This is a genomic window from Nocardioides sp., from assembly GCF_044226765.1.
Classification (GTDB): Bacteria; Actinomycetota; Actinomycetes; order Propionibacteriales; family Nocardioidaceae; genus Nocardioides.
In genome coordinates, this window is the sequence record NZ_JBGAGJ010000013.1 from 61,949 (window position 1) to 83,553 (window position 21,605).

The window sequence follows — 21,605 nt, forward strand, 5'->3', positions numbered from 1 at the left end:
GTGACGACCGCCGCGCCGCTCGAGGCTCCGTCCCCGGCCCCGCCCGAGCGCGTCGGACTCTCCCGCACGGCCACGGGGCGGCCGGTGCCGTCGGCGTGGGACCGGGCCCGCGCGCGGATGCGGCTCGAGGACCCGGTCGTCGGCTGGACGGCCTGCATCGCGGTCGCGCTGCTGGCGCTCGGGCTGCGGTTGTGGCACCTCGGGACGCCGCACGTCTTCGAGTTCGACGAGACCTACTACGCCAAGGACGCCTGGTCGCTGCTCAACTTCGGCTACGAGCGCGACGGCACCGCCGACGCCAACAAGCTGATCCTGGACGGCACCACGCTGCACGGCGTCTTCAAGGACAGCCCGGAGATGATCGTCCACCCGGAGGTCGGCAAGTGGCTGATCGCGCTGGGGATCAAGGCCTTCGGCATGGACCCCTTCGGCTGGCGGGTGTCGGCCGCGGTGGTGGGGTCGCTGATGGTCCTGGTGATGTGCCGGTTCGCGCGCCGGATCACCGGGTCGACGATGCTCGGCGTGGTCGCCGGCCTGCTGCTGGCCTTCGACGGCCTCCAGTTCGTGCTGTCTCGCCTGGCCCTGCTCGACATCTTCGTCGCGTTCTTCGTGCTCTGCGGCGTGCACTGCATCGTCGCCGACCGCGACTGGCACCGCGGTCGGCTGGCCCGGCTCACCCCGACCCAGGTGAGCCACGGCTGGGGGCCGGTCCGCGGGCTGCTGTTCCGGCCGTGGCTGCTGGCCGGGGGCGTCTGCTGGGGGCTCGCGCTCGGCACCAAGTGGGAGGCGATCTATCCCCTCGGGGCCTTCGGTCTCCTCTGCTGGGTCTGGTCGGCCGGTGCCCGGCGCTCGTTCGGGGTGCGGTGGGCGCTGCCCAAGGCGGTGCTGACCGACGGCGTACCGGCGTTCGTGCACCTGGTGCTGGTGGCGGGCGTCGTCTACACCGCCACCTGGACGGGCTGGCTGATGCACGCGAACCAGTACGAGGAGCACCTCTCGGCCACGCAGTACACCCACTACCAGGGCGGCAAGGACTGGCCGACGCGCACGGAGCCGGACGCCTCCGGGCTGGGCGAGGTCACCCAGTCGCTGCGGTCGCTCTGGTACTACCACCAGGACGTCTACACCTTCCACACGCACTTCCTGAACGGGTCGACGCACACCTACGCCTCGAAGCCCTCGGGCTGGATGTTCCTCAACCGGCCGGTCGGGGTCGCGGCCGACACCGGCATCAAGCCGGGCACGCGCGGCTGCGGGGCGCCGGCCGGCAGCGACTGCCTGCGGCAGGTGCTGCTGCTGGGCAACCCGACGATCTGGTGGGGCGGCTGCGTGGCCCTGCTGCTGGCCTGCGCCATGTGGGTCGGCGCGCGGGACTGGCGCTGGGGGGTCGCCGTGGTCGGCGTCGCCTCGACCTGGCTGCCCTGGCTGCAGTACGACGACCGGCCGATCTTCAGCTACTACATGATCGTGGCGCTGCCGTTCGTCGTGCTGGCGCTGGTGCTCGCGATGGGGACGCTGATCGGCTCGGGGCGCGGCCCGTCGTTCCGCCGTACGGTCGGGGTCGTGGTCTCCGGCGCCTTCTTCGTGCTGGCCCTGGCCAACTTCGCGTGGTTCTGGCCGATCTGGACCAACCAGCTGCTGACCCACGGCGAGTGGCTCGACCGGATCTGGTTCTCCCGCTGGATCTGAGCGCCGTCCTGCCTGAGCCTGCGAAGGCAGGGATCCCGGTGCCAGGTCGAGTAGCCGCGCGGCCGAGGAAGCGAGCCCGCGACCGGGGTATCGAGACCGCGGTCAGGCGCGCGTGGGCGTTCAATTGTCGGCAGAAGTCCCCGGCGGACGCGCGATCAGGGGACTTCTCCCAACAATTGAACGGAATCGGCACCTCGACCGGTCGTCGTCCCAGGAGTCACCGGTGGGACCAGCGACCGTCAGATCTCCGTCTGCGCGACCACCCACGCCCACAGCCGCTGCCGCTCGGCGTCGCCGGTGCGGGTCCGCGGCAGCAGGTGCGTCGGCCGCGGGCGGCGGTCGTGCCAGAGCCGGCCGCCCTCTGGCGGCGGCTGGGTGGCCGCCAGCCAGACGGTCGTGTCCGCGCCGCCGGCGGCGTCGCGCAGCAGCGGCCCGGTGACCCGGCGGAAGGTCGGGAGGGAGTCGGCGACGCCGGGGGTGTCCGCCCACCCCGGGTGCGTCGCGTGCACGGTCACACCGCGGGCACCCCAGCGCCGCTGGAGGATCGGCAGCAGCTCGACCTGGGCGCGCTTGCTGCGGGCGTAGGCGGTGGTCGGCGAGTAGTCCCCGACGAGGTACTCCGGGTCGTCGTCGCGCAGCCGCTGGGCGTGCATCCCGCCCGAGGTCACCAGCACGACGCGCCCGTCGTCCAGGTGCGGCGCGAGCAGCTCGGTCATCAGGACCGGCCCGAGCACGTGCAGCGCCATCGTCATCTCGTGCCCCTGCGGCGACTCGGTGCGCTCGGGCGGCATCGCCCCGGCGTTGTGCACGAGCACGTCGACGTGCTCGTCGACGGTCGCCGCGAAGCGCCGTACGTCGTCGAGGTCGGCCACGTCGCAGCGCGCGACGTCGAGGCGGGCCAGCGGGTTGCGCCCCTGCAGCTGCCGCACGACCCTGGCCGCCTTGTCGGTGTCGCGCACGACGAGCACCACCTCGGCACCCAGCGCCGCCAGCCCCTCGGCGGTCGCCACGCCGAGGCCGCTGCTCGCTCCGGTCACCAGCACCCGCGCGCCCGCCAGCGCCTCCGGCGGCGGGTCGGCCGGCCAGGTCGGCAGGTGCCGGCGCACGGCCGGACCGATGCGGGTGTAGCCCGGCACGACGGTGCGGTCCATGACGGTGTCGACCGCGGAGCCGACGGCGGATCCCAGCGACGCGAGGAGCGGCATGTCTCCGACGCTACCGCTCCCGTGCCAGCATGGTGCCCGTGACCTCGTGGCGACCGGGCTGGGGCGAGTTTCCCCAGGCCCTGCTGGACTTCTGGACCGAGCGGCGGCTGTGCACGCTCACCACGCTGCGCGCCGACGGCAGCCCGCACGTCGTGCCCGTCGGGGTCGTGCTCGACCACGAGGAGCACTGCGCTTGGGTGATCACGTCGCGCGGCTCGCAGAAGGCGCGCGACCTCGGCCGCGACACCCGGGTCGCCGCCTGCCAGGTCGAGGGTCGGCACTGGTCGACCCTGGAGGGCCGCGCGACCGTGCTGGCGGACGCGGGGTCCGTGCGCCGGGCCGAGGAGCAGTACGCGCTGCGCTACAAGCAGCCGCGTCCGAACCCCGAGCGCGTGGCGCTGCGGATCGAGGTGGACCGGTTCCTGACGTCCAGCGGCCTCGTGTGAGGATCGTCCCCGTGCCCGACGACGAGCTGTCCGACCTCGACCGCGAGATCCTCGCGTTCGAGCAGGAGTGGGTCACCCACGTCGGCGCGAAGGACTCCGCGGTCCGCGAGCTCTTCGACCTGACCCCGTCGGACTACCACCGCCACCTCAGCCGGCTCATCGACGAGCCGGCGGCCGAGGAGCACGCGCCACGCCTGGTCCGCCGGTTGCGCCGGCAGCGCGCTGCACGAACCCAGGGGCGCAGCGAGCGCCGCAGCAACGCCTCCTGACTCAGTCACCCACGAGCACCCGGTCCACCACGTGCTCGGCGATCGCGAGGCTCGAGGTGGCCGCCGGTGACGGGGCGTTGCGGACGCTGGTGACGCCGTCGAGCTGGTCGATCACGAAGTCGTCGACCAGCGAGCCGTCCCGCGCCATCGCCTGGGCGCGCAGGCCGAGCCCGCGGCGGCGTACGTCGGCGAGCCCGATGCCGGGCACGTAGCGCTGCGCCGAGCGCAGGTAGGCCGGCACGGACAGCACCCCGCGCAGCTCGTCGAGACCGGTGCGCCAGTGCCGGGCCGAGAACCGCCAGAACCCGGGCCACGCCAGGGTCTCCGCGACGTCGCGCGGCCGCACCGACGCCCGGCCGTAGGACCGGCGGCTGAGCGCCAGGAAGGCGTTGGGGCCGATCTCGAGGGACCCGTCGACGCGTCGGGTGAAGTGCACGCCGAGGAACGGGTAGCGCGGGTCCGGCACCGGGTAGACCATCCCCCGCACCCAGTCCGCCTTCTCGGGTACGACGGCGAGGTACTCGCCGCGGAACGGCACGATCCGGGGCGCCGGGGTGCCGCCGGCCAGCACGCCGAGCCGGTCGGACTCCAGGCCGCCGCAGAGCACGAGGCGGTCGACCCGGTGCCGGGTCGCCCCCGAGACGACGTCGATGCCCGACGCGCGCCGCTCGACCCCGGTGACCGGTGTCGACAGCAGCACGCTGCCGCCGGCGTCGCGCACGTCCTGGGCGAGCCGCTCGGCGACCGCGACGTAGTCGGTGATCGCGGTGTGCGGCGAGTGCAACGCGGCCACGCCGACCGCGTGCGGCTCGATCGCGGCGATGTCAGTGCCCTCGACGCGGCGCAGCCCCGGGACGCCGTTCTCGCGGGCGGTCGCCTCGAGCGCGTCGAAGCGTCCGAGCTCGTCGTGGCCGACGGCGACGACGAGCTTGCCGCACTCGTCGTACGGCAGGGCGTGCTCGGCGCAGTAGTCGCGCAGCAACCCGCGGCCGCGCGTGCACAGCTGCGCCTTGAGGCTGCCCGGGCGGTAGTAGATGCCGGCGTGGACCACCCCGGAGTTGTGGCCGGTCTGGTGCGCGGCCACCCGGTCCTCCCGCTCGAGGACGAGCACCCGGGTGCCCGGCCGCCGCCGGGTCAGCTCGCGGGCGACGGCGAGCCCGACGATCCCGCCGCCGACGACGCCGACCGTCTCCTCGCCCACACCGCCGATCCTGCCAGGTGGGCGACGTGCCCGGCTCGGCCTAGCCCGCTGCCTCGTTCAGCTCGTCGAGCCGCCCGCAGGCCTCCAGGTACTCGCGCACCCAGCGCTCGATGACGGTCGACGTCTTCTCGACCTTGGTGAGCTGGCCGACCACCTGGCCGACCGGGTTGAAGGCGACGTCGACGGTCTGGTCGGGGTACTTGCTGGTGGCGGCCACGGCCATGCCGGAGACCATGTACTGCAGTGGCATGCCGAGCGGCTCGGGGTTGCCGGGCGTCTCCCAGGCCTCGGTCCAGTCGTTGCGCAGCATCCGGGCCGGCTTGCCCGTGAAGGAGCGGCTGCGCACGGTGTCGCGGCTGGTCGCGTCGGCGTAGGCCTGCTGCTGGACCGGGGTGTTGCTCGACTCCTCGACCATCAACCACTGCGAGCCGGTCCAGGCGCCCTGGCAGCCCAGGGCGAGCGCGGCCGCGATCTGCTGGCCGCTGCCGATCCCGCCCGCGGCGAGCACCGGCACCGGCGCGACCTCCGTGACGACCTGGGGCCACAGCACGATCGACCCGACCTCGCCGCAGTGCCCGCCCCCCTCACCGCCCTGCGCGATGACGATGTCCACACCGGCGTCGACGTGCTTGCGGGCCTGGTACGGCGACCCGCACAGCGCGGCCACCTTGAGCCCGGCCTCGTGGATGCGGTCGATCATGTCGGCCGGCGGGGTGCCCAGCGCGTTGGCGATCATGGTGACCTTCGGGTGCCGGAGCGCCACGTCGACCTGGGGTGTCGCGGTCGCCTCGGTCCAGCCGAGCAGCTGCAGCGCGTTGTCGTCGCCCTCCTCGACCGGGACGCCGTGGTCGACGAGCAGCTTGCGCCCGAACTCCAGGTGCTCCTTCGGCACCATCGAGCGGAGCATCTCGGCGAGCTCCTCGCCCGACATGTTCGCGTCCATGCCCTCGTACTTGTTGGGGATGACGATGTCGACGCCGTACGGGTGGTCCCCGATGTGCTCGTCGATCCACTGCAGCTCGATCTCGAGCTGCTCGGGCGTGAACCCGACCGCCCCGAGCACGCCGTAGCCGCCCGCCTTGCTCACGGCGACGACGACGTCGCGGCAGTGGGTGAACGCGAAGATCGGGAACTCGATCCCGAGCTCGTCACAGATAGCGGTGCGCATGGCGGATGTCCTCACGGAGACGGCGGAGTTAGAACCTGTTCTACTTCATCGGGACAGGTCACGCCAGCGTGGCCCACGACCCGGGCCGACCGCGTGGACCACGCCGCACCCGGTGGTGGACCCGGCTTGCGACCGTGACCGGGACCCGACCGTCGCCTCCGTCGCCGATGGGACCATGGGAGACTCCGGGCGTGGAGAAGCGCGTGGACCCGTGGCTGCTGTGGCCGCGCGCGCTCTTCGCGGGCGGCCTCGCCTTCGGGTTCGGCGTCGTCGGCCACGTCACGGCCGACGGGCTCCTCCCGGGCCGGTGGCTGCTGCTCGCGCTCCTCGGAATGTCGGTGATCCTCTCCGCCTCCGTCCTCAACCGTCCGGCCGGTCGCGTACGCCTGGTCGCGCTGCTGGTCAGCGGACAGACCGCCATCCACCTCGCGCTCACGGTCACCGCCGGACACCGCGGCGACCCTGGCCTCGGTACGACGAGCACCCCACCTCTGGCGCCCGCCACCGGACCGCGCGCACTCCCCGTCGTGGACGGGCACCGCGTCGGCTCCCTGCAGGACGCCTACCAGGGGATGTCGGGTCACGCGACGGGCTCGGCGGCCGTGACCCTGCCCGTGGGGCACCTGATCAACGACATGTCGGCCCACGCGCCGATGATGGCCGCCCACCTCCTGGCCGCCGCACTCGTCGGCCTCTGGCTCGCGCACGGTGAGCGATGCCTGTGGGAGCTCCTCGCCCTGACGGGCAGTCGCGTCCTCGCGGCGACGTGGGCTCTCGCGCCGGTCCCGGTGGCCACGACGGTCGCCGCTCCGGCCCCCGTCGCTCGCGCTTTCGTGCCGGTCGCGCTGCGGCAGAGCCGTCCGGCCGCCCGTCGCGGTCCTCCGGCGCTCGCCGCCTGACCGCACCAGTCCCCCGTCCCGCCGTCGTCCGACGTCGCGGGTGATCGGTGGTGCGGTCGACCGCTCCGCGGGCACCTGCCCGACCACCGACACCCAGACAGGACTTCAGCATGCTCATCTCACGACTCTCCGCAGCCGCGGGAGCCGCGCTCCTCGCCGCCACCCTCGGCGCGTGTGGGGCATCCGACTCCGCCGGCGGGACCGCGACGGACGCCGCGCCGACCAGCTCGGCCAGCACCCAGGCGACCTCCCTGACCATCACCGACCCGTGGGTCATGGCCGCACCCAGCGGCATGACGGCTGCCTTCGGGACCCTGGTCAACGCGAGCGACCAGGACGTCACCGTGGTGTCCGCGACCAGCGACATCACCGACACCATGGAGCTGCACGAGACCGTGCAGAACTCCGACGGCACCATGGCGATGCAGCCCAAGAAGGACGGCTTCGTGGTGCCGGCCGGTGGCGAGCACGAGCTCGCACCCGGCGGTGACCACCTGATGGTGATGAAGCTCGACCATGCCCTGGAGCCGGGCCAGGAGGCGACGTTCACCCTCACCTTGGACGACGGCAGCACCATGACCTTCACCGCGGTGGCGAAGAAGTTCACCGGCGCCGACGAGAAGTACCAGCACGGCGACGACACCGGCGGCGACATGGGCGGCATGGACATGGGCTCGAGCGAGAGCCCGTCGGGAGGCATGTGATGCCGGACGCCCCCCGTCGTTGGGGTCGGCGTCAGCTGCTCCAGACCGGCGCCGTCGCCCTCGGGGGCGCCGGCGTCGGCTGGACGGCGGCCACCGTCGTCCAGCCGACCGCCGACGCGAGTCCACCGGCGTCGGCCGGCGTCGGCGTGCCGCCGGGGAACCAGACGGTCCCCTTCCACGGACTCCACCAGGCCGGCGTGACCACCCCGCCGCAGGCCCACCTCAGCCTGCTCGGCATCGACCTCTCCCCCGCGACCGGGACCGAGGCCGTGGGGCGGCTGATGAGCCTGATCAGCGACGACGCCGCTCGACTGACACGAGCGGCGCCGGCCCTGGCGGACACCGAGCCCGAGCTGGCGGCCCACCCGGCACGCCTGACCGTGACGTTCGGGTTCGGGCCTCGCCTGCTGCCCGACCACGTCGCCCCACTACCGGCGTTCAGCACCGACGCGCTCGAGCCGGCCTGGGGTCAGACCGATCTCGCCGTGCAGGTCTGCTCCGACGACCCGCTGGCCGTCGCCCACGCCCGACGGATGATCTCCAAGGACCTGGCCGGCTTCGGGCGGGTCCGGTGGATCCAGGACGGCTTCCGGTACGCGCGCGGGACCGTGCCCGACGGCACCTCGACCCGCAACGTGCTGGGCCAGGTCGACGGGACGGCCAACCCCCAGGAGACCGACGCGGACTTCGACGGCCTCATCTGGTCGGACCGACCCGGCTTCGAGGGCGGCACCGTCATGGTCGTGCGCCGGATCCGCGCCCGGATGGCGGCCTGGGACAGGGTCGACCGTAGCGGGCGGGAGGCGGTGATCGGACGTCGCCTGGACAACGGTGCACCACTGACCGGGAACGCCGAGCACGACCAGCCCGACTTCGCCGCGAAGGACCCGCTGGGCTTCCCGGTGATCGACCCGGCCAGCCACGTCGCCCGGGCCCACTCACGCGACTCGCGTGAGCGGTTCCTGCGCCGGCCGTACAACTACACCGTGCCCGACCCGACCCAGCCCACCGGCGAGGACAGCGGGCTCGTCTTCATCGCGTTCGCCGCCGACGTCGACCGTCAGTTCGTCCCGGTCCAGCGGCGGCTCGCCGAGCTGGACCGGCTCAACCAGTGGGTCACGACCATCGGCTCGGCGGTCTACGCCGTGCCCCCCGGCGCTGCCGAGGGCAAGTACGTCGGCCAACGACTGCTCGGCAGCTGACGTGCGCAGGAAGGAGCACAGATGGCCACGAAGGACGGGAGCGACGCCGGCGTGACCGGTCTGCCGCGACGCGTCGCCACCGCACTCACCGCACTCACCGCGCTCGCCGCGCTCGTGCTGATCGGGCTCCCGGCGCCGGCGTCCGCCCACGCCACCCTGGTCGGGTCCACCCCCACCCAGGGCCAGCACCTCGACGCCCTCCCCGACGAGGTGAGCTTCGAGTTCAACCAGGACATGGCGTCGCCGGCGTACGTCATCGTGACCGCACCCGACGGGTCCTCGGTCGCCGACGGCCCGCCGCAGGTCGATGGTGCGGTGGTCCGTCAGGCCGTCACCGACGGGCCCGAGGGCACCTACACGATGGCCTACCGCGCCGTGTCCGAGGACGGTCACCCGGTGACCGGCGAGATCACCTTCTCGATCGGCGCCGCCGGGACGGCGGCGCCCTCGGCCTCGACCGGTCGGCCGACCTCGCCGAGCAGCACCGCGACCTCCACGCCCGACCCGGCCGCGGCGGCGGACGGCGACGGCCCGGGTCGCCGGGTCGGCCTCCTGGTGGGTCTCGGGATCTTCGCCGCCGCAGGGCTGCTGCTGCTGCTGAGCCGCCGAGCGGGACCGTGACCACCCGGGCGGCACGACTGACGCAGCTGGGGGCCGTCGGCGCGGCCGGGGTCGCAGCCCTGTGGCTGATGCTCGTCCTCGGCGGTGGCGCGCCACAGTCCGAGCCGGCCGGACTGCCGGACCCCGGTCCCGTCACCGGCTGGGGTCTGCCGGCCGTGCAGTACGCCGGCCTGGCGCTCGGCATCGCCGTCGTCGGTGCCCTGCTCGTCCCGCTCCTGACCGGGACCGGCCCGGCCGCCGAGCTCTCGGGTCGGTCCTTCCGCGCCGTCCGCTCCGTCGGCCCGCTGTCAACGGGTTGGCTGCTCCTCGCCCTGGTCACGCTCGCGCTGACCTACTCCGACCAGTTCGCCGTGCCGCTGCGGCACCTGGACGCCGCCGGGCTGTGGGGATTCGCGCGCACGGTCGACCAGGGTCAGGCGCTCGTCGTCCAGGGCGTCCTGATCCTGCTCCTCGCGACAGTCAGCCGCCTCGTCCTCACCCAGCGCGAGTCGTCGTGGCTGCTGGCGCTGGCCGTCGCCGCCCTGCTGCCACCGGTCTTCACCGGGCACTCGGCCGCGGCCGGCAGCCACGACACGGCCGTCGTCAGCCTCCTGCTCCACGTGGTCGCGGTCGCGCTGTGGGTCGGGGGCGTGGTCGCGCTGTGGTGGTTCCTGCGCGAGACCCCGGCGACACGGGCACGGGCGGCGCACCGGTTCACGACCCTGGCGCTGTGGTGCTTCGGCGTCACCGCCGCCTCCGGTGTGGTCAACGCGCTGGTCCGGCTCGGATCGCCGACGGCGTTCCTGACCAGCGACTACGGCCGTGGGGCCCTGGTGAAGATCGGGATCCTGGCGCTCCTGGGCGTCATCGCCGCCCGGACCCGACGGACGTCGCTCGGACGGCTCGACTCCGGTCGCCCAGCATGGGCCGACCTCGCCGTCCTCACGGGGATCGAGGTCCTCCTCATGTCGGCGGCCGTCGGGCTGGGGGTGGGGCTCAGCAGGACGCCCCCACCGGTCGGTCCGATCTACACCTCGGTCGCCGAGAGCCTGCTCGGCGGCCCCCTCCCCCCGCCACCGACGGTCCACGCCTTCCTGACCGAGCTCACGCCGTCGGGGGTCGGGCTCGCCATCGTCGGGCTCGGCGGCGCGGCGTACGCCGTCGGGGTGATCGAGCTGCGTCGCCACGGCTCGGCCTGGCCCGTCGGCCGGACCCTGTCGTGGGCTGCCGGACTGCTGCTGGTCGGCTACGCGACGGTCGGCGGGCTCGGCGCCTACGCCAACGTGATGTTCAGCGCCCACATGACCGCACACATGGTCCTGTCGATGGTCGCACCCATCCTGCTGGTCCTCGGGGCACCGGTGACGCTCGCGCTCCGGGCGCTCCCCGGAGCCGACGTGCCCGGAGGACGCGGACCCAAGCACTGGCTCGCCGGGGTCCTCCGGTCACGCCCGGCGCGGTTCTTCACCCACCCCGTGGTCGCCGCCGTCCTCTTCGTCGCCAGCCTCTATGCCATCTACTTCTCCGGCCTCTTCGACGCGCTCATGCAGAACCACCTCGGGCACGCCTTCATGGAGCTGCACTTCCTCATCGTCGGCGTCCTCTTCCTCGAGGTGCTGGTCGGCGAGGCCCCGGTCCCGCGGCGGCCCTCCCACCTGGCGCGGCTCGCCCTGCTCCTGCTGGTGATGCCGTTCCACGCGTTCTTCGCGATCGCCGTGATGAACGACTCGACGATCATCGGCGGGCCCTACTACGCCCTGCTCGACCGGCCGTACGCCACGGACCTGCACGCCGACCAGTACCTCGGCGGCTCCCTCACCTGGGCGCTCGGCGAGGTCCCGATGGTGATCGTCCTGGTCGTGCTGGTGGCCCAGTGGTACCGCAGCGACACCCGCGAGGCCCGACGTCACGACCGCAAGGCGGCCCGCGAGGGGGACGCCGAGCTGGCGGCGTACAACCGGATGCTGGCGCGGATCGCGGACGCCGACGACGGCAGGTCGGGACGCCCCTGATGCGGGCGCAGTCCCACGACCAGGCCGGCCGGTCGCCGCCTCATCGGTGTGCGACCACCCGCTCGTGACGCCCCCACCCCATCGAACCCAGGAGACCGGTCATGTCCACACCTGCCACCCGCACCACCCCTCCCGCATCCCGTCCCGCCGGCCGCGCGGCCAGGCGCACCCTGGCGGCCGTCGCCGTCGCCGTCGTGACCGTCCTCGGCTCGGCCGGGTGCGGCTCGAGCTCCGGCGGCAGCTCCGACAGCAGCTCGTCCTCGGCGACGAAGGTCATCGACGTCACCATCTCCGGGGACTCCGTCACCCCGAACGGCGACCGCGTCGACGTGGCGGTCGGCCAGCCGATCACGCTGCACATCACCGCCGACGCGCCGGGGGAGATCCACGTCCACTCCAGTCCCGAGCAGGAGCTGGAGTACGACCAGGGCACCACCGACGTGCAGCTGACCCCGATCACGACGCCAGGCACCGTCGACGTCGAGTCGCACGCCCTGGAGAAGGTCATCGTCCAGCTCGAGGTCAGCTGAGGGGCGCAGGAGCGACCGGCTGCGGCGTCCTGCTCAGGGGGACCAACCGGGGGTTGGGTCTGCCGATCCCGAAGAGTCCGCCAGGACGGCCGAAGGCTCGCCCCGTGTGTGTCCGCGGGACGAGCCTTCCTGGTCGGTCGGTGGAGCTGAGGGGATTCGAACCCCTGACCTTCTCATTGCGAACGAGACGCGCTACCAACTGCGCCACAGCCCCAGGATCTTGCAGCCGCGCCTTGCGGCGCGGTGGGAAACGTTAGCACCAGGCCGAGGCGCAGATCGAATCGACCCGAGGGCCCGGTTTCAGGGCACCAGGACCCGCTCCAGCTCCTCGAGGGCCTGGCGCGCGTAGCCGCGCCACATCCGCGCGAACAGCGGCATCGCCGCCCGGCCGAGGGCGCCGCGCGGCTCCACCGTCCAGCCCCAGAGGACCCGGGTGCCGTCACCGGCCGGCTCGAAGAGCCACCGCCCCTCCACCCCGGTCACCAGCGGCTTCATCGGCCCACTGATCTCGCTGAGCCGGTAGCGGAACGCGCGTGGTCGGTCGACCACCGTCAGCGTCTCGCGGATGCTGCCGCCGTCGGCCAGCCGGACCGTGCGCGTCTGCCCGACCGTGCCCCAGGGGCCCTGCTGGTCGCGGACCTCGCGGACGGCCGGGATCGCGGCGTACCGCCGGGAGAAGAGCTGTGGCAGCGGCGTCGGCAGCACCACGTCGAAGGCGCGCTCGACGGCGATCGGGTAGGTGCGGGAGGAGGCGAGCTCGACAGCCATGCACCGAGCCTAGGTGCCGGGCGGGCGGTCAGGAACCGGTGGCGCGCTTGCCCTCGGTGCGCGCCTGGCGCGCGACCTTCTCGGCCTCGTCGGCCTCGCGGGCGATCTGGCTGTCGGACTCGCTGCGGCCCGAGGTCCACACGCCGGTGCCCTCGAGGTCGATCGTGCGGACCGTGCGGCGGGTGGCGGCCGGCTTGCCGACGTACGTCGGCAGGGTGACCGGGACCGGGTCCCACAAGGCCGGGTCGACGACCGCCGCGAGGCCGGCGGAGGTGTCGGCCATCGGGTCGTCGCCCTCGGCTGCCTCGGCCGCCTGGTCCTCGGGAGCCTCGACCGGCTCCTCCTCGATCGGGTCGACCGGGAGCCGACGGGTCGGCTCGAGCCCGCGGCGCTCGCCCTTGACCATGATCCGGCAGGTCGCCAGCCAGGCGACGAGCAGCGTGGCCGGGATCGCGGTGTACCACCAGCTGACGACCGAGAACGCGGCCAGGCCGACGACGACGAGGTTGACGAGGAGCACGAGGGCGAGGACGTTGCGCCGGCGCTTGGTCGCGCGCTTGGCCGCTGCGCGTCGCGCCCGGACCTGGGCCGGCGTGGGAGGAGCCTGCTCTGCCACCTGCTGGACGGTCTGCTCGGCGGCTTGCCGGGCCGGGACCGGGGTCTCGACCGGCTGGTGCCGGGGCTTGGTCACCACCCGCGACTCCGACGCGGGCCGCCCCGGGGTGACCACGAGGCGCGCACTCTTGCGGTTGACCGGCTCGCGGCGGGCCAGCACCCGCATCGTGTGCGAGAACCGCTCGACCGACCGGCTGCGGGCGACGTCGTCGTGGTGACGGAGCGCCTTCGGGACGAGGTAGACGGCCCACGCCACAGCGAGGGCGACGAAGATCAGTGCGCTCAGGTCCACGAGTCAGAGGTTAGGAGCGCTATCGCACTCCACCTCGGATGTCCACAGGTGTGTCGCAAAATCACTCGTGTGGCTGCTGGGACTCCAGCCGCTCGAGCAGGCCGCCCGGGCACTCCTCCACCGTCACGCCGTAGAGCCGGTGGTCGCGCCAGTCACCGTCGATGTGCAGGTACTTCGGGGCGTAGCCGACCTCGCGCAGGCCGAGCTTCTCCACCACCCGCAGGGAGTTGGAGTTCTCCGGCCGGATCGCGATCTCGATCCGGTGCAGCCCTGCGGTCGTGAAGCAGTGGTCGATCACGAGCGCCACGGCACGCGGCATCACCCCGCGGCCGGCGTACCGCTGGTCGAGCCAGTAGCCGATCGACGCGAACTGCGCCGAGCCGCGCACGACGTTGTTGACCGTGACCTGGCCGGCGAACCGGCCGCCGACGTCGACGGCGAAGGGGTACGTCGTCCCGGCGCGGGCCTGGCGGTGCAGCCGCCACACCAGCGATCGGAACGACGAGGGCCGGGTGTCCGACCCGGGCGGCACGGTCGCGTCCCAGGGCCGCAGCCACGCCGCGTTGCGTCGCCGCGCGTCGCGCCAGGGGCCGGCGTCGGAGTAGGTGAGCGGGCGGACGGTGATGTCACCGGCCGTGAGACGGACCGGCCACCCCCTCAACGGTCGCCCCCGACGCTCCGCCTCAATGGTCGCTCCCCACGACCTGCTCCACCGCGTGCACGAGCACCGGGCGCAGCACGGCCAGCCCGTCCTTCACGCCGCCGCGCGAGCCGGGCAGGTTGACGACGAGGCACGACCCGACCACGCCCGCCAGGCCTCGGGAGAGCACCGCGGTCGGCACACCCTGCGCGACGCCGTACGCGCGGATCGCCTCGGCGATGCCGGGCACCTCGCGGTCGAGCAGCGGCCGGGTCACCTCGGGCGTGCTGTCCGTGGGGGTCAGGCCGGTGCCGCCGGTCGTGAGCACGACCCGCGCACCACCCTCGACCGCGGCGGCGATCGCCGCGCCGACCGGCTCGCCGTCGGGTACGACGACGGGCGGGTCGACCGCGAAGCCGAGCTCCTGGAGGAAGTCGACGATGAGCGGGCCGGTGGTGTCCTCGTAGACCCCGGCCGCGGCCCGGTTGGAGGCGACGACGACCTCGGCGCGCAGGCTCATGCCCGGCTCCAGTCGCCGGACTTCCCGCCGGTCTTGGTCTCCACGCGGACGTCGGTGATGACCGCGCCCTTGTCGACGGCCTTGACCATGTCGACGACGGTGAGGGCGGCGACCGAGACGGCGGTGAGCGCCTCCATCTCGACGCCGGTGCGATCGGTGGTCCGGACGGTCGCGACGATCTCGACGCAGGGTGCGGGCTCGTCGGCGAGCGTGAGGTCGACGGTCACGCCCGAGATCGCGAGCGGGTGGCACAGCGGCACCAGGGACGGGGTCTGCTTGGCGGCCATGATCCCCGCGACCCGCGCGACGCCGAGGGCGTCGCCCTTCGGCACGCCCTCGCCCCGCAGCAGCGCGACCACCTCGGGCGCGACCAGCACCCGCCCCGACGCGGTCGCCGTGCGCGCCGTCACGTCCTTGCCCGAGACGTCGACCATCCGCGCGGCGCCGGACTCGTCCACGTGGGTGAGCCGGGCGGGCGGTTCCGACATCAGAACTCCTCGTCGAGCCTCAGGACCTGGACCTGCTCGCCGGCCGCCACCGACGAGACGCCCTCCGGCACGACGACCAGCGCGTCGGACTGTGCCAGATCGCCGATCAGGTGGGAACCGTGCCCGCCCACCGGCGTCACCGCCGGACCGGCCGCGTCGACGGCGTACTGCGCCCGCGCGAGCTGGCGACGCCCGTCGGGCGAGCGGAGCTCGTGGGTGAGCCGGGCCGTCGTGGCCGGGCGGGAGTACGGCGTCAGGCCCATCATCTTGCGCAGCGCCGGGAGCACGAACATCTCGAAGGACACGTACGACGACACCGGGTTGCCCGGCAGCGTGAAGATCGGCGTCTCGTCCTCGCCGAGCCGGCCGAAGCCCTGCGGCTTCCCCGGCTGCATCGCGACGCCCCCGAACCAGACCGTGCCCAGCGGGGCGAGCGCCTCCTTGACCACGTCGTAGTCGCCCTGCGACACCCCACCGCTGGTGACGACGACGTCGGCGCGCACCAGCTGGTCCTCGAGCGCGTCGAGGAAGGCGCGCGGCTCGTCCGGCACGATGCCGACGCGGTAGGCGATGGCCCCGGCGCGGCGCGCGGCCGCGGCCAGCAGGAACGAGTTGCCGTCGAAGATCGAGTCGTGGCCCAGCGAGGTGCCGGGCTCGCGCAGCTCGGAGCCGGTGGAGATGACGACGACCCGGGGCCGCGGACGCGACAGCACGCTCGCGCGGCCGACGGCGGCGAGCAGCCCGAGGTGCCGCGGCCCGAGCACGGTGCCCTCGGAGACCAGCACGTCGCCGACCTGGACGTCGCCGCCGGCGGTCCGCACGTGCTGCCCGAAGGTCGGCGTGCGCGCGATCCGCACCTGGGCGACCCCGCGGTCGGTCCACTCGTAGGGGACGACGGTGTCCGCCCCGGCCGGCATCGGCGCACCGGTCATGATCTTGACGGCCGTGCCCGGCGACAGGGCGAGCAGCTGCGCCTGGCCGGCGCCGATCTCGCCCACCACGGGCAGGTGCACCGGGGCCTCGTCGCTCGCCGTCGCGACGTCGGTGTGCCGGACGGCGTACCCGTCCATCGCCGAGTTGTCGAAGGAGGGCAGGTCGATCGAGGCGACGACGTCCTCGGCGGCTGCGAGCCCGAGGGTCTCCATCAGCGGCTGGGGGTACGCCGGCAGCGGCTCGATCGCCGCGAGGATCCGGGCCAGGTGGTTCTCGACCGAGACCAGGCCGTCCGTGCGGCCCTCAGCCATCAGAGGAGAGGACGGTGTCGCCGGCGACGCGCTGGGCGGCCCTGGCCTGGAGGTCGACGTCGCCGACCACCTGCACGCCGTGGCCGAAGGTCCAGTCGCCGGAGACCTTGAAGGACGAGGCCTTGCGCAGGGAGGGCGCACCGTCGGGGAACCGCTTGTCGAAGTCGCCGACCAGCTTGTAGTAGTCGGAGTCGAGGTCGACGAACGGGACCTCGACCGCCGCCTGGTCGAGCACGAAGTCCTGGCCGATGTCGTAGACGTCGGAGCGCAGCACGAGCAGGTCGTTGGTGGTCTTCACCGGCACGAACCGGTCACGCCCGACCTCGATCAGCCGGGACGCCTCGAAGACCTCGACGGCCGCACCCATCGCGGTCTCGACCTGGACCACCTCCGGCGAGGACTTGTCGCCGGGGTCGACGTTCTTCACGTTGCGGATCAGCGGCAGGCCGAGGATGCCCTGGCGGACGTCGAGCGCGTGCTTCATCGCGGCGAGGTCGAACCAGATGTTGTTGGTCGAGCAGTAGCGGTGCCGCTCGAGGTCGGCGAGCGCCGCCTGGTCGGCGTCCGGGGTCTGCGCGGTCTCGCGCAGCACGATCCGGCCGTCGGTCCGCCGGCGTGCGAAGTGGCCCCCCTTGCGGTCCGAGGGCGTCCGGCGGACGGCCTCGATCGCGAACGGGGCGCCGCTGGTGGCGAACCAGCCGGCGAGCCGCGGGTCGGGCACCGCGCCGAGGTTGTCGGAGTTGGACACGAAGACCCGCTCGTAGCCGGCCTCGATGAGGCGGTCGAGCAGGCCGGTGCCGCGCAGCGCGGTGTAGATGTCGCCGTGGCCGGGCGGGCACCACTCGAGGTCGGGGTCCTTGGGCCAGCTCACCGGGGAGAGGTCCTTGGTGAGGAGCTTGGGCTCCCTGTTCTGCAGGAACTCCAGCGGCAGGCCCTCGACCGGGAGGTCCTCGTAGCGCGCCAGGGCCGCGGAGGTGTCCGCCGAGGTGCGGAAGCTGTTCATGAAGATGATGGGCAAGGTGGCGTCGTACTGCGTGCGCAGGTGCAGCACCTGGCGCGCGATGATGTCGAGGAAGGAGAGGCCGCGGCGCACGCAGAGCAGCGACTTGGCGCGGTCCATGCCCATCGAGGTGCCCAGGCCGCCGTTGAGCTTGATGACGGCGGTGCTGCGGATCGCGGCGGCGGCGTCCTCGTCGGAGACCTCCACGTCGGCCAGCGACTCCATGTCGACCGGGTCGATCGTGGACTCCGGGATCATCCCGGTCTCGCCGTGCTCGAGCAGTCGGTAGTAGTGGGCGAAGGTCTCGATCGCCACCTCGTCCACCCCGGCGGCCGCCATCTTGTCGCGTGCCTTCATCAGGCCAGCACTACCCATGGTCACGATCGTAGGCTTCCCCCGTGACGGCCATGCAATCGCCCGCGAAGATCGCGGTGCGCGACCGCCTGCTGACCTCCCGGAACCGGCGCTCCGTCGCCGAGATCGGGACGGCGGCCCGGGCCGTCGCCGAGCACCTGCTCGCGACCGTCGACGTGCGCCGGGCGGCCACCGTGGCGGCGTACGTCTCGATGAACGGCGAGCCCGGCACCGGGCCGCTGCTCGACGGGCTGCGTGCCGCCGGCAAGCGGGTGATCCTCCCGGTCCTGCTGCCCGACGGCGACCTGGACTGGGCGGTGTACCGCTCGCCCGACGACCTGGTCCGCGCCCGGCTCGGGCTGCTCGAGCCGGTCGGCGAGCGGCTCAGCCCGGACGCGATCGCGACCGCCGACGTCGTGCTGGTGCCGGCGCTGGCGGTGTCCGCGACCGGGATGCGGCTCGGCCGCGGCGGCGGCTCCTACGACCGGGCGCTGGGGCGGGTGCCGGTCGGCACCTTCACCTGCGCCCTGCTCTACGACGAGGAGGTCGGCGTCGACGTCCCCGTCGAGCCGCACGACCGCCCGGTGGGCTGGGCCGCCACCCCGTCCGGCGTCCGCCGCCTGGGGTGAGTGCCCGGCGGTCGAGGTGCGAAGGCGCCCCGGCGCCTGAGCCTCGAGACCACCACTCGGTCGCACGGTGGTGTCGAGGCTCGCTCCGCTCGCACCTCAACCCCCGTTCTGGGCGGGGGCGGGCTCCAGGGTGAGGACGTCGTCACCGGCCGCCTCGACGGCGCCGGAGGTGTAGGGCCACGGGAGGGTCTCGCCGCGGACGTAGAGCTCGGTCTGGTCGGTGTAGTGGTCGTCGAAGGGGTGCCCGGAGACCCCGGTGAGGTTGATCCAGCGCGAGTCGTCCCAGTCGGCCAGCGAGACGACCATCCGCATCGAGGGCGCGCTGACGACGTCGTACCCCGCGGCCGCGTCCCAGCCCGCCGCGTCGACCGCCGACGACCCGCCGCCGACCTCCCAGCCGTCGCGGTTGACCAGCCACTCGACCGGCCCGATGCCGGACTCCCCCAGCGTCGGGTCGTGCAGGTCCAGCCGGTGCAGGTGCCCCCACGTCCAGTCGTCGCTGTCGAGGGCCTGGCGGTGGGTGAGCTCGTCGCGGGCGTCGAGCATCGCCTGGCGCAGCACGTCGTCGCGGGTCTCGTCGACGTCGGTGGTGAGCTTGTCGTCCCACCACGCGCTGTCGGGCTCGCGCAGCAGGCGCGACACCACCGCGAACCACCGGTCGCCGCCGTCGGGCCAGATCTCCTCGGGCAGGTCGTCGTGGAAGGTCAGTGCGAGCAGGTTGCGCCAGACCGCGTTGAAGTACGCCGCGCCGGCGCTGTCGGCGTCCTGGTGGAAGTCCCAGCCGCGCAGCTGCCGCTGGCCGGCGGAGTAGTAGCCGCGCGGCAGGTCGACGTCGAGCAGGTACGGCGTCAGGTCGGCCGCCTCCGGGTTCAGGTCGTCGAGCTGCAGGTCGAGCATGTCGTCGACCGAGACCCGCCCACCGCCGTCGAGCCGCTGCTCGAGCAGGTCGGTGATCCGCTGCGAGCGGTAGCCGTGGTCCCAGTCGTCGGTGAGGAAGTAGGGGTAGTCCGGCCCGGTGACCGCCTGGTTGGCGGTGACGAGGAACCCGCGGTCGGGGTCGAGCACGTCCGGCAGCCCGTCGAAGGGGACGAACTGCCCGCTCCAGTCGTTCTCGGGCCGCCAGCCGGCGCTGGGCAGCAGCCCGTCGTTCCCGGACTTGCGGATCGGCACCAGGCCGGGCGCCTGGTAGCCGATGTGGCCCTGCCGGTCGGCGTACACCAGGTTCTGGGCCGGGACGTCGAACGAGCGCGCCGCCTCGCGGAACTCGTCCCAGTCGCTCGCGGCGTCGATGCCGAGGATCGCGTCCGCGGTGGCGGTCGGCCGGAGGCCGGTCCACTGCAGCGCCACGGCGTACTCCCCGTCCGGGACGCCCGGCGGGTCCTCGCCGGCGTCGGCGACGTCGTCGGAGACGTCGGAGAGCAGCGGCCCGTGCACGGTGGAGCGGACCGTGATCGTGCGGTCGGGACCACCGTCGACCTCGATGGTCTCGGTCCGGGTCCGCAGCGGGCGCCAGCGGCCGTCGTAGAGCCAGCGGTCGCCGCGCACCTTCTCGAGGTAGAGGTCGCTGACGTCCGGGCCGAGGTTGGTGAACCCCCAGGCGATGTCGGCGTTGTGCCCGATCACCACCCCGGGCACCCCGGAGAAGGTGAAACCGGCGACGTCGAGCGGGCAGTCCTCGTCGACCGTGCGGCAGTGCAGCCCCATCTGCATCCACACCCCCGGCATCGAGACGCCGAGGTGCGGGTCGTTGGCGAGCAGCGGGGCGCCGGTGTCGGTGTGGTCGCCGTCGACCACCCAGCTGTTGCTCCCGAGGCCGTCGCCGTGGCCGAGCAGCGCCGGCATCCGCTCCACCCCGGCACGCAGCCGGGCGAGCGCGGCCCGCATGCCCGCGTCGTACGTCGGCGGCCGGGTCGGGTTGCGCGTGCCGGGCGCCGTCGCGTCCTGCTCGAAGACCCCGTCGACCACCGCGCCCTGGCCGACGATCGGCTCGTGAGCCGCGTAGTCGTAGCGCGGGTAGAGGTCGGACACCTCGCGGGCGGTGTGCCCGGCCAGCGCGAGCACCCGGTCGATCTCGTCGGTCATGTTGCCGCGCAGGTCCCAGGCCATCGCCGTGAGCCAGGCGAGCGAGTCGACCGGCGTCCACGCCTCCGGCTCGTAGTCCAGCCCGCCGGCGTTGAGCACGGTGTACTCGACCGCCACCTGGCTCGGCGTGTGCGTGTCGAGGTAGGCGTTGACCCCGTCGGCGTACGCCTCCAACGCCGCCCGAGTCGAGGGCGAGACGATCGCGAGCGCCCGCTCGGCGACGCGGCGCCAGCCCATCGTCCGCACCATCTCGTCGCTCTCCAGGCCGGCCTCGCCGAACATCTCCGCGAGCCGCCCCGCGGTCGCGTGCCGCCGCACGTCCATCTCGAAGAAGCGCTCCTGGGCGTGCACGTAGCCCTGCGCCCGCATCAGGTCCTCGACGGAGTCGCCGTAGAGCTGCGGGATGCCGGCGTCGTCGCGCACGACCTGCACGGAGTGGTCCAGCCCCGGCAGGTCGAGCCGGCCGGTCGTCTGGGGGAACGGCTCGCGCACCAGGTGCACGACGGTCAGCCCGGTCGCGACCAGGAGGACGACCAGCCCGGCGGCGACGTACGTCGCCCACCGCGCGGCCCGCGGCCACCTCCGGAACCCGAAACCGCCAGACATGTCGCCGGCCATTGTGCCGTGTCGTACCATTGGCACTCGTCAGGGGCGAGTGCCAGACGAGTCACGAAGGAGAACCGTGCCCACCTACCAGTACGCCTGCACCGAGTGCGGCCACGCCTTCGAGCAGGTGCAGAGCTTCTCCGACGACGCGCTGACCGTGTGCCCGGAGTGCACGGGCCGGCTGCGCAAGGTCTTCAACGCCGTGGGCGTCGTGTTCAAGGGCTCGGGCTTCTACCGCACCGACAGCCGCTCGGGCTCGTCGGCGACGGACACCCCGGCCAAGGCCACGAGCGACACCAAGGCCGACACCAAGGCCGACACGAAGACCGAGACCAAGACCGACTCGAAGCCGGCCCCGGCGGCCGCCGCGTCGAGCTCCTCGGACTGACCTGACACGGTCGCGCCGACCGACCCCTGTGGAGGGCCGGCGCGCGGGCCGCTG

22 protein-coding genes and 1 tRNA gene are annotated in these 21,605 nt (G+C 73.4%); 11 read left to right on the plus strand and 12 right to left on the minus strand.

The window, feature by feature from the left end:
• Entirely contained in the window at positions 1 to 1,689 is a 1,689-nt protein-coding gene (locus tag ACILRH_RS20540) for a dolichyl-phosphate-mannose--protein mannosyltransferase (RefSeq protein ID WP_395695934.1), read from the plus strand.
• Positions 1,690 to 1,928: 239 nt separating this feature from the next.
• On the opposite strand, the gene ACILRH_RS20545 is transcribed toward ACILRH_RS20540, so the two are convergent.
• A complete protein-coding gene (locus tag ACILRH_RS20545; RefSeq protein ID WP_395695935.1) occupies positions 1,929 to 2,894 on the minus strand; it encodes an SDR family NAD(P)-dependent oxidoreductase in 966 nt (321 codons plus the stop codon).
• A 38-nt stretch (positions 2,895 to 2,932) separates the two neighbouring features.
• Here ACILRH_RS20545 and ACILRH_RS20550 point away from each other — a divergent pair, with 38 nt between their 5' ends.
• Both ACILRH_RS20550 and ACILRH_RS20555 read left to right on the plus strand, forming a co-directional pair.
• Complete coding sequence (locus ACILRH_RS20550; protein WP_395695936.1) at positions 2,933 to 3,340, plus strand: PPOX class F420-dependent oxidoreductase; 408 nt, start codon at positions 2,933 to 2,935, stop codon at positions 3,338 to 3,340.
• A gap of 11 nt (positions 3,341 to 3,351) precedes the next feature.
• Positions 3,352 to 3,609, plus strand: a complete 258-nt coding sequence (locus ACILRH_RS20555) for a DUF3263 domain-containing protein (protein ID WP_395695937.1) — start codon at positions 3,352 to 3,354, stop codon at positions 3,607 to 3,609.
• A gap of 1 nt (position 3,610) precedes the next feature.
• On the opposite strand, the gene lhgO is transcribed toward ACILRH_RS20555, so the two are convergent.
• Both lhgO and ACILRH_RS20565 read right to left on the minus strand, forming a co-directional pair.
• A complete protein-coding gene (gene lhgO, locus ACILRH_RS20560) occupies positions 3,611 to 4,810 on the minus strand; it encodes an L-2-hydroxyglutarate oxidase (protein WP_395695938.1) in 1,200 nt (399 codons plus the stop codon).
• Between the two features lie 40 nt (positions 4,811 to 4,850).
• Entirely contained in the window at positions 4,851 to 5,978 is a 1,128-nt protein-coding gene (locus tag ACILRH_RS20565; RefSeq protein WP_395695939.1) for a nitronate monooxygenase, read from the minus strand.
• Between the two features lie 191 nt (positions 5,979 to 6,169).
• Here ACILRH_RS20565 and ACILRH_RS20570 point away from each other — a divergent pair, with 191 nt between their 5' ends.
• The 6 genes from ACILRH_RS20570 to ACILRH_RS20595 all read left to right on the plus strand — a co-directional run bounded on the left by ACILRH_RS20570 (position 6,170) and on the right by ACILRH_RS20595 (position 11,925).
• Positions 6,170 to 6,877, plus strand: a complete 708-nt coding sequence (locus tag ACILRH_RS20570) for a hypothetical protein (protein ID WP_395695940.1) — start codon at positions 6,170 to 6,172, stop codon at positions 6,875 to 6,877.
• A 110-nt stretch (positions 6,878 to 6,987) separates the two neighbouring features.
• Positions 6,988 to 7,581, plus strand: coding sequence for a copper chaperone PCu(A)C (locus ACILRH_RS20575; RefSeq protein WP_395695941.1), 594 nt, complete (start codon positions 6,988 to 6,990; stop codon positions 7,579 to 7,581).
• Positions 7,581 to 8,783, plus strand: a complete 1,203-nt coding sequence (locus tag ACILRH_RS20580) for a Dyp-type peroxidase (protein ID WP_395695942.1) — start codon at positions 7,581 to 7,583, stop codon at positions 8,781 to 8,783. The genes ACILRH_RS20575 and ACILRH_RS20580 overlap by 1 nt, the downstream gene beginning before the upstream one ends.
• A 21-nt stretch (positions 8,784 to 8,804) precedes the next feature.
• Positions 8,805 to 9,404: a copper resistance protein CopC gene (locus ACILRH_RS20585; protein ID WP_395695943.1), complete on the plus strand. Its 600-nt coding sequence runs from the start codon at positions 8,805 to 8,807 to the stop codon at positions 9,402 to 9,404.
• The gene (locus ACILRH_RS20590) at positions 9,401 to 11,395 is read left to right on the plus strand and encodes a cytochrome c oxidase assembly protein (RefSeq protein WP_395695944.1); all 1,995 of its coding nucleotides are present in this window, start codon (positions 9,401 to 9,403) and stop codon (positions 11,393 to 11,395) included. Before ACILRH_RS20585 ends, ACILRH_RS20590 begins: the two co-directional genes overlap by 4 nt.
• Before the next feature lie 101 nt (positions 11,396 to 11,496).
• Positions 11,497 to 11,925 carry a hypothetical protein gene (locus tag ACILRH_RS20595; RefSeq protein WP_395695945.1) on the plus strand — a complete coding sequence of 143 codons (429 nt, stop codon included), beginning with the start codon at positions 11,497 to 11,499 and terminating at the stop codon, positions 11,923 to 11,925.
• A 141-nt stretch (positions 11,926 to 12,066) separates the two neighbouring features.
• On the opposite strand, the gene ACILRH_RS20600 is transcribed toward ACILRH_RS20595, so the two are convergent.
• The 8 genes from ACILRH_RS20600 to ACILRH_RS20635 form a co-directional block, all read right to left on the minus strand.
• A tRNA-Ala gene (locus ACILRH_RS20600) sits at positions 12,067 to 12,139 on the minus strand.
• A gap of 86 nt (positions 12,140 to 12,225) precedes the next feature.
• Positions 12,226 to 12,693, minus strand: coding sequence for an SRPBCC family protein (locus ACILRH_RS20605; RefSeq protein WP_395695946.1), 468 nt, complete (start codon positions 12,691 to 12,693; stop codon positions 12,226 to 12,228).
• A gap of 28 nt (positions 12,694 to 12,721) precedes the next feature.
• Positions 12,722 to 13,600 carry a hypothetical protein gene (locus tag ACILRH_RS20610; RefSeq protein WP_395695947.1) on the minus strand — a complete coding sequence of 293 codons (879 nt, stop codon included), beginning with the start codon at positions 13,598 to 13,600 and terminating at the stop codon, positions 12,722 to 12,724.
• A 61-nt stretch (positions 13,601 to 13,661) separates the two neighbouring features.
• Positions 13,662 to 14,261 (minus strand): GNAT family N-acetyltransferase, encoded by a 600-nt coding sequence (locus ACILRH_RS20615; protein WP_395695948.1) that lies wholly within the window; start codon positions 14,259 to 14,261, stop codon positions 13,662 to 13,664.
• Between the two features lie 22 nt (positions 14,262 to 14,283).
• Complete coding sequence (locus ACILRH_RS20620) at positions 14,284 to 14,760, minus strand: molybdenum cofactor biosynthesis protein B (protein ID WP_395695949.1); 477 nt, start codon at positions 14,758 to 14,760, stop codon at positions 14,284 to 14,286.
• Positions 14,757 to 15,248 (minus strand): cyclic pyranopterin monophosphate synthase MoaC, encoded by a 492-nt coding sequence (gene moaC, locus ACILRH_RS20625; RefSeq protein WP_395695950.1) that lies wholly within the window; start codon positions 15,246 to 15,248, stop codon positions 14,757 to 14,759. The genes ACILRH_RS20620 and moaC overlap by 4 nt, the downstream gene beginning before the upstream one ends.
• Entirely contained in the window at positions 15,248 to 16,492 is a 1,245-nt protein-coding gene (glp, locus tag ACILRH_RS20630; RefSeq protein ID WP_395695951.1) for a gephyrin-like molybdotransferase Glp, read from the minus strand. Before glp ends, moaC begins: the two co-directional genes overlap by 1 nt.
• The gene (locus ACILRH_RS20635) at positions 16,485 to 17,867 is read right to left on the minus strand and encodes a UTP--glucose-1-phosphate uridylyltransferase (RefSeq protein ID WP_395695952.1); all 1,383 of its coding nucleotides are present in this window, start codon (positions 17,865 to 17,867) and stop codon (positions 16,485 to 16,487) included. The genes glp and ACILRH_RS20635 overlap by 8 nt, the downstream gene beginning before the upstream one ends.
• A 32-nt stretch (positions 17,868 to 17,899) precedes the next feature.
• Between ACILRH_RS20635 and ACILRH_RS20640 the strand changes: the two genes are divergently transcribed.
• Entirely contained in the window at positions 17,900 to 18,475 is a 576-nt protein-coding gene (locus ACILRH_RS20640; protein WP_395696010.1) for a 5-formyltetrahydrofolate cyclo-ligase, read from the plus strand.
• A 96-nt stretch (positions 18,476 to 18,571) separates the two neighbouring features.
• On the opposite strand, the gene ACILRH_RS20645 is transcribed toward ACILRH_RS20640, so the two are convergent.
• Positions 18,572 to 21,163, minus strand: a complete 2,592-nt coding sequence (locus ACILRH_RS20645; protein ID WP_395695953.1) for a penicillin acylase family protein — start codon at positions 21,161 to 21,163, stop codon at positions 18,572 to 18,574.
• Between the two features lie 76 nt (positions 21,164 to 21,239).
• Here ACILRH_RS20645 and ACILRH_RS20650 point away from each other — a divergent pair, with 76 nt between their 5' ends.
• Positions 21,240 to 21,551 (plus strand): FmdB family zinc ribbon protein, encoded by a 312-nt coding sequence (locus ACILRH_RS20650; RefSeq protein ID WP_395695954.1) that lies wholly within the window; start codon positions 21,240 to 21,242, stop codon positions 21,549 to 21,551.
• Positions 21,552 to 21,605 lie beyond the last annotated feature (54 nt).

Excerpts from the sequence above, each read along its gene's own strand:
- ACILRH_RS20645 (WP_395695953.1), bottom strand. The coding sequence starts at position 21,163 with ATGTCTGGCGGTTTCGGGTTCCGGAGGTGGCCGCGGGCCGCGCGGTGG.
- ACILRH_RS20640 (WP_395696010.1), top strand. The coding sequence starts at position 17,900 with ATGCAATCGCCCGCGAAGATCGCGGTGCGCGACCGCCTGCTGACCTCC.
- ACILRH_RS20565 (WP_395695939.1), bottom strand. The coding sequence starts at position 5,978 with ATGCGCACCGCTATCTGTGACGAGCTCGGGATCGAGTTCCCGATCTTC.
- moaC (WP_395695950.1), bottom strand. The coding sequence starts at position 15,248 with ATGTCGGAACCGCCCGCCCGGCTCACCCACGTGGACGAGTCCGGCGCC.
- ACILRH_RS20545 (WP_395695935.1), bottom strand. The coding sequence starts at position 2,894 with ATGCCGCTCCTCGCGTCGCTGGGATCCGCCGTCGGCTCCGCGGTCGAC.
- ACILRH_RS20585 (WP_395695943.1), top strand. The coding sequence starts at position 8,805 with ATGGCCACGAAGGACGGGAGCGACGCCGGCGTGACCGGTCTGCCGCGA.
- ACILRH_RS20580 (WP_395695942.1), top strand. The coding sequence starts at position 7,581 with ATGCCGGACGCCCCCCGTCGTTGGGGTCGGCGTCAGCTGCTCCAGACC.
- ACILRH_RS20620 (WP_395695949.1), bottom strand. The coding sequence starts at position 14,760 with ATGAGCCTGCGCGCCGAGGTCGTCGTCGCCTCCAACCGGGCCGCGGCC.
- glp (WP_395695951.1), bottom strand. The coding sequence starts at position 16,492 with ATGGCTGAGGGCCGCACGGACGGCCTGGTCTCGGTCGAGAACCACCTG.
- ACILRH_RS20605 (WP_395695946.1), bottom strand. The coding sequence starts at position 12,693 with ATGGCTGTCGAGCTCGCCTCCTCCCGCACCTACCCGATCGCCGTCGAG.
- ACILRH_RS20635 (WP_395695952.1), bottom strand. The coding sequence starts at position 17,867 with ATGGGTAGTGCTGGCCTGATGAAGGCACGCGACAAGATGGCGGCCGCC.
- ACILRH_RS20595 (WP_395695945.1), top strand. The coding sequence starts at position 11,497 with ATGTCCACACCTGCCACCCGCACCACCCCTCCCGCATCCCGTCCCGCC.
- ACILRH_RS20575 (WP_395695941.1), top strand. The coding sequence starts at position 6,988 with ATGCTCATCTCACGACTCTCCGCAGCCGCGGGAGCCGCGCTCCTCGCC.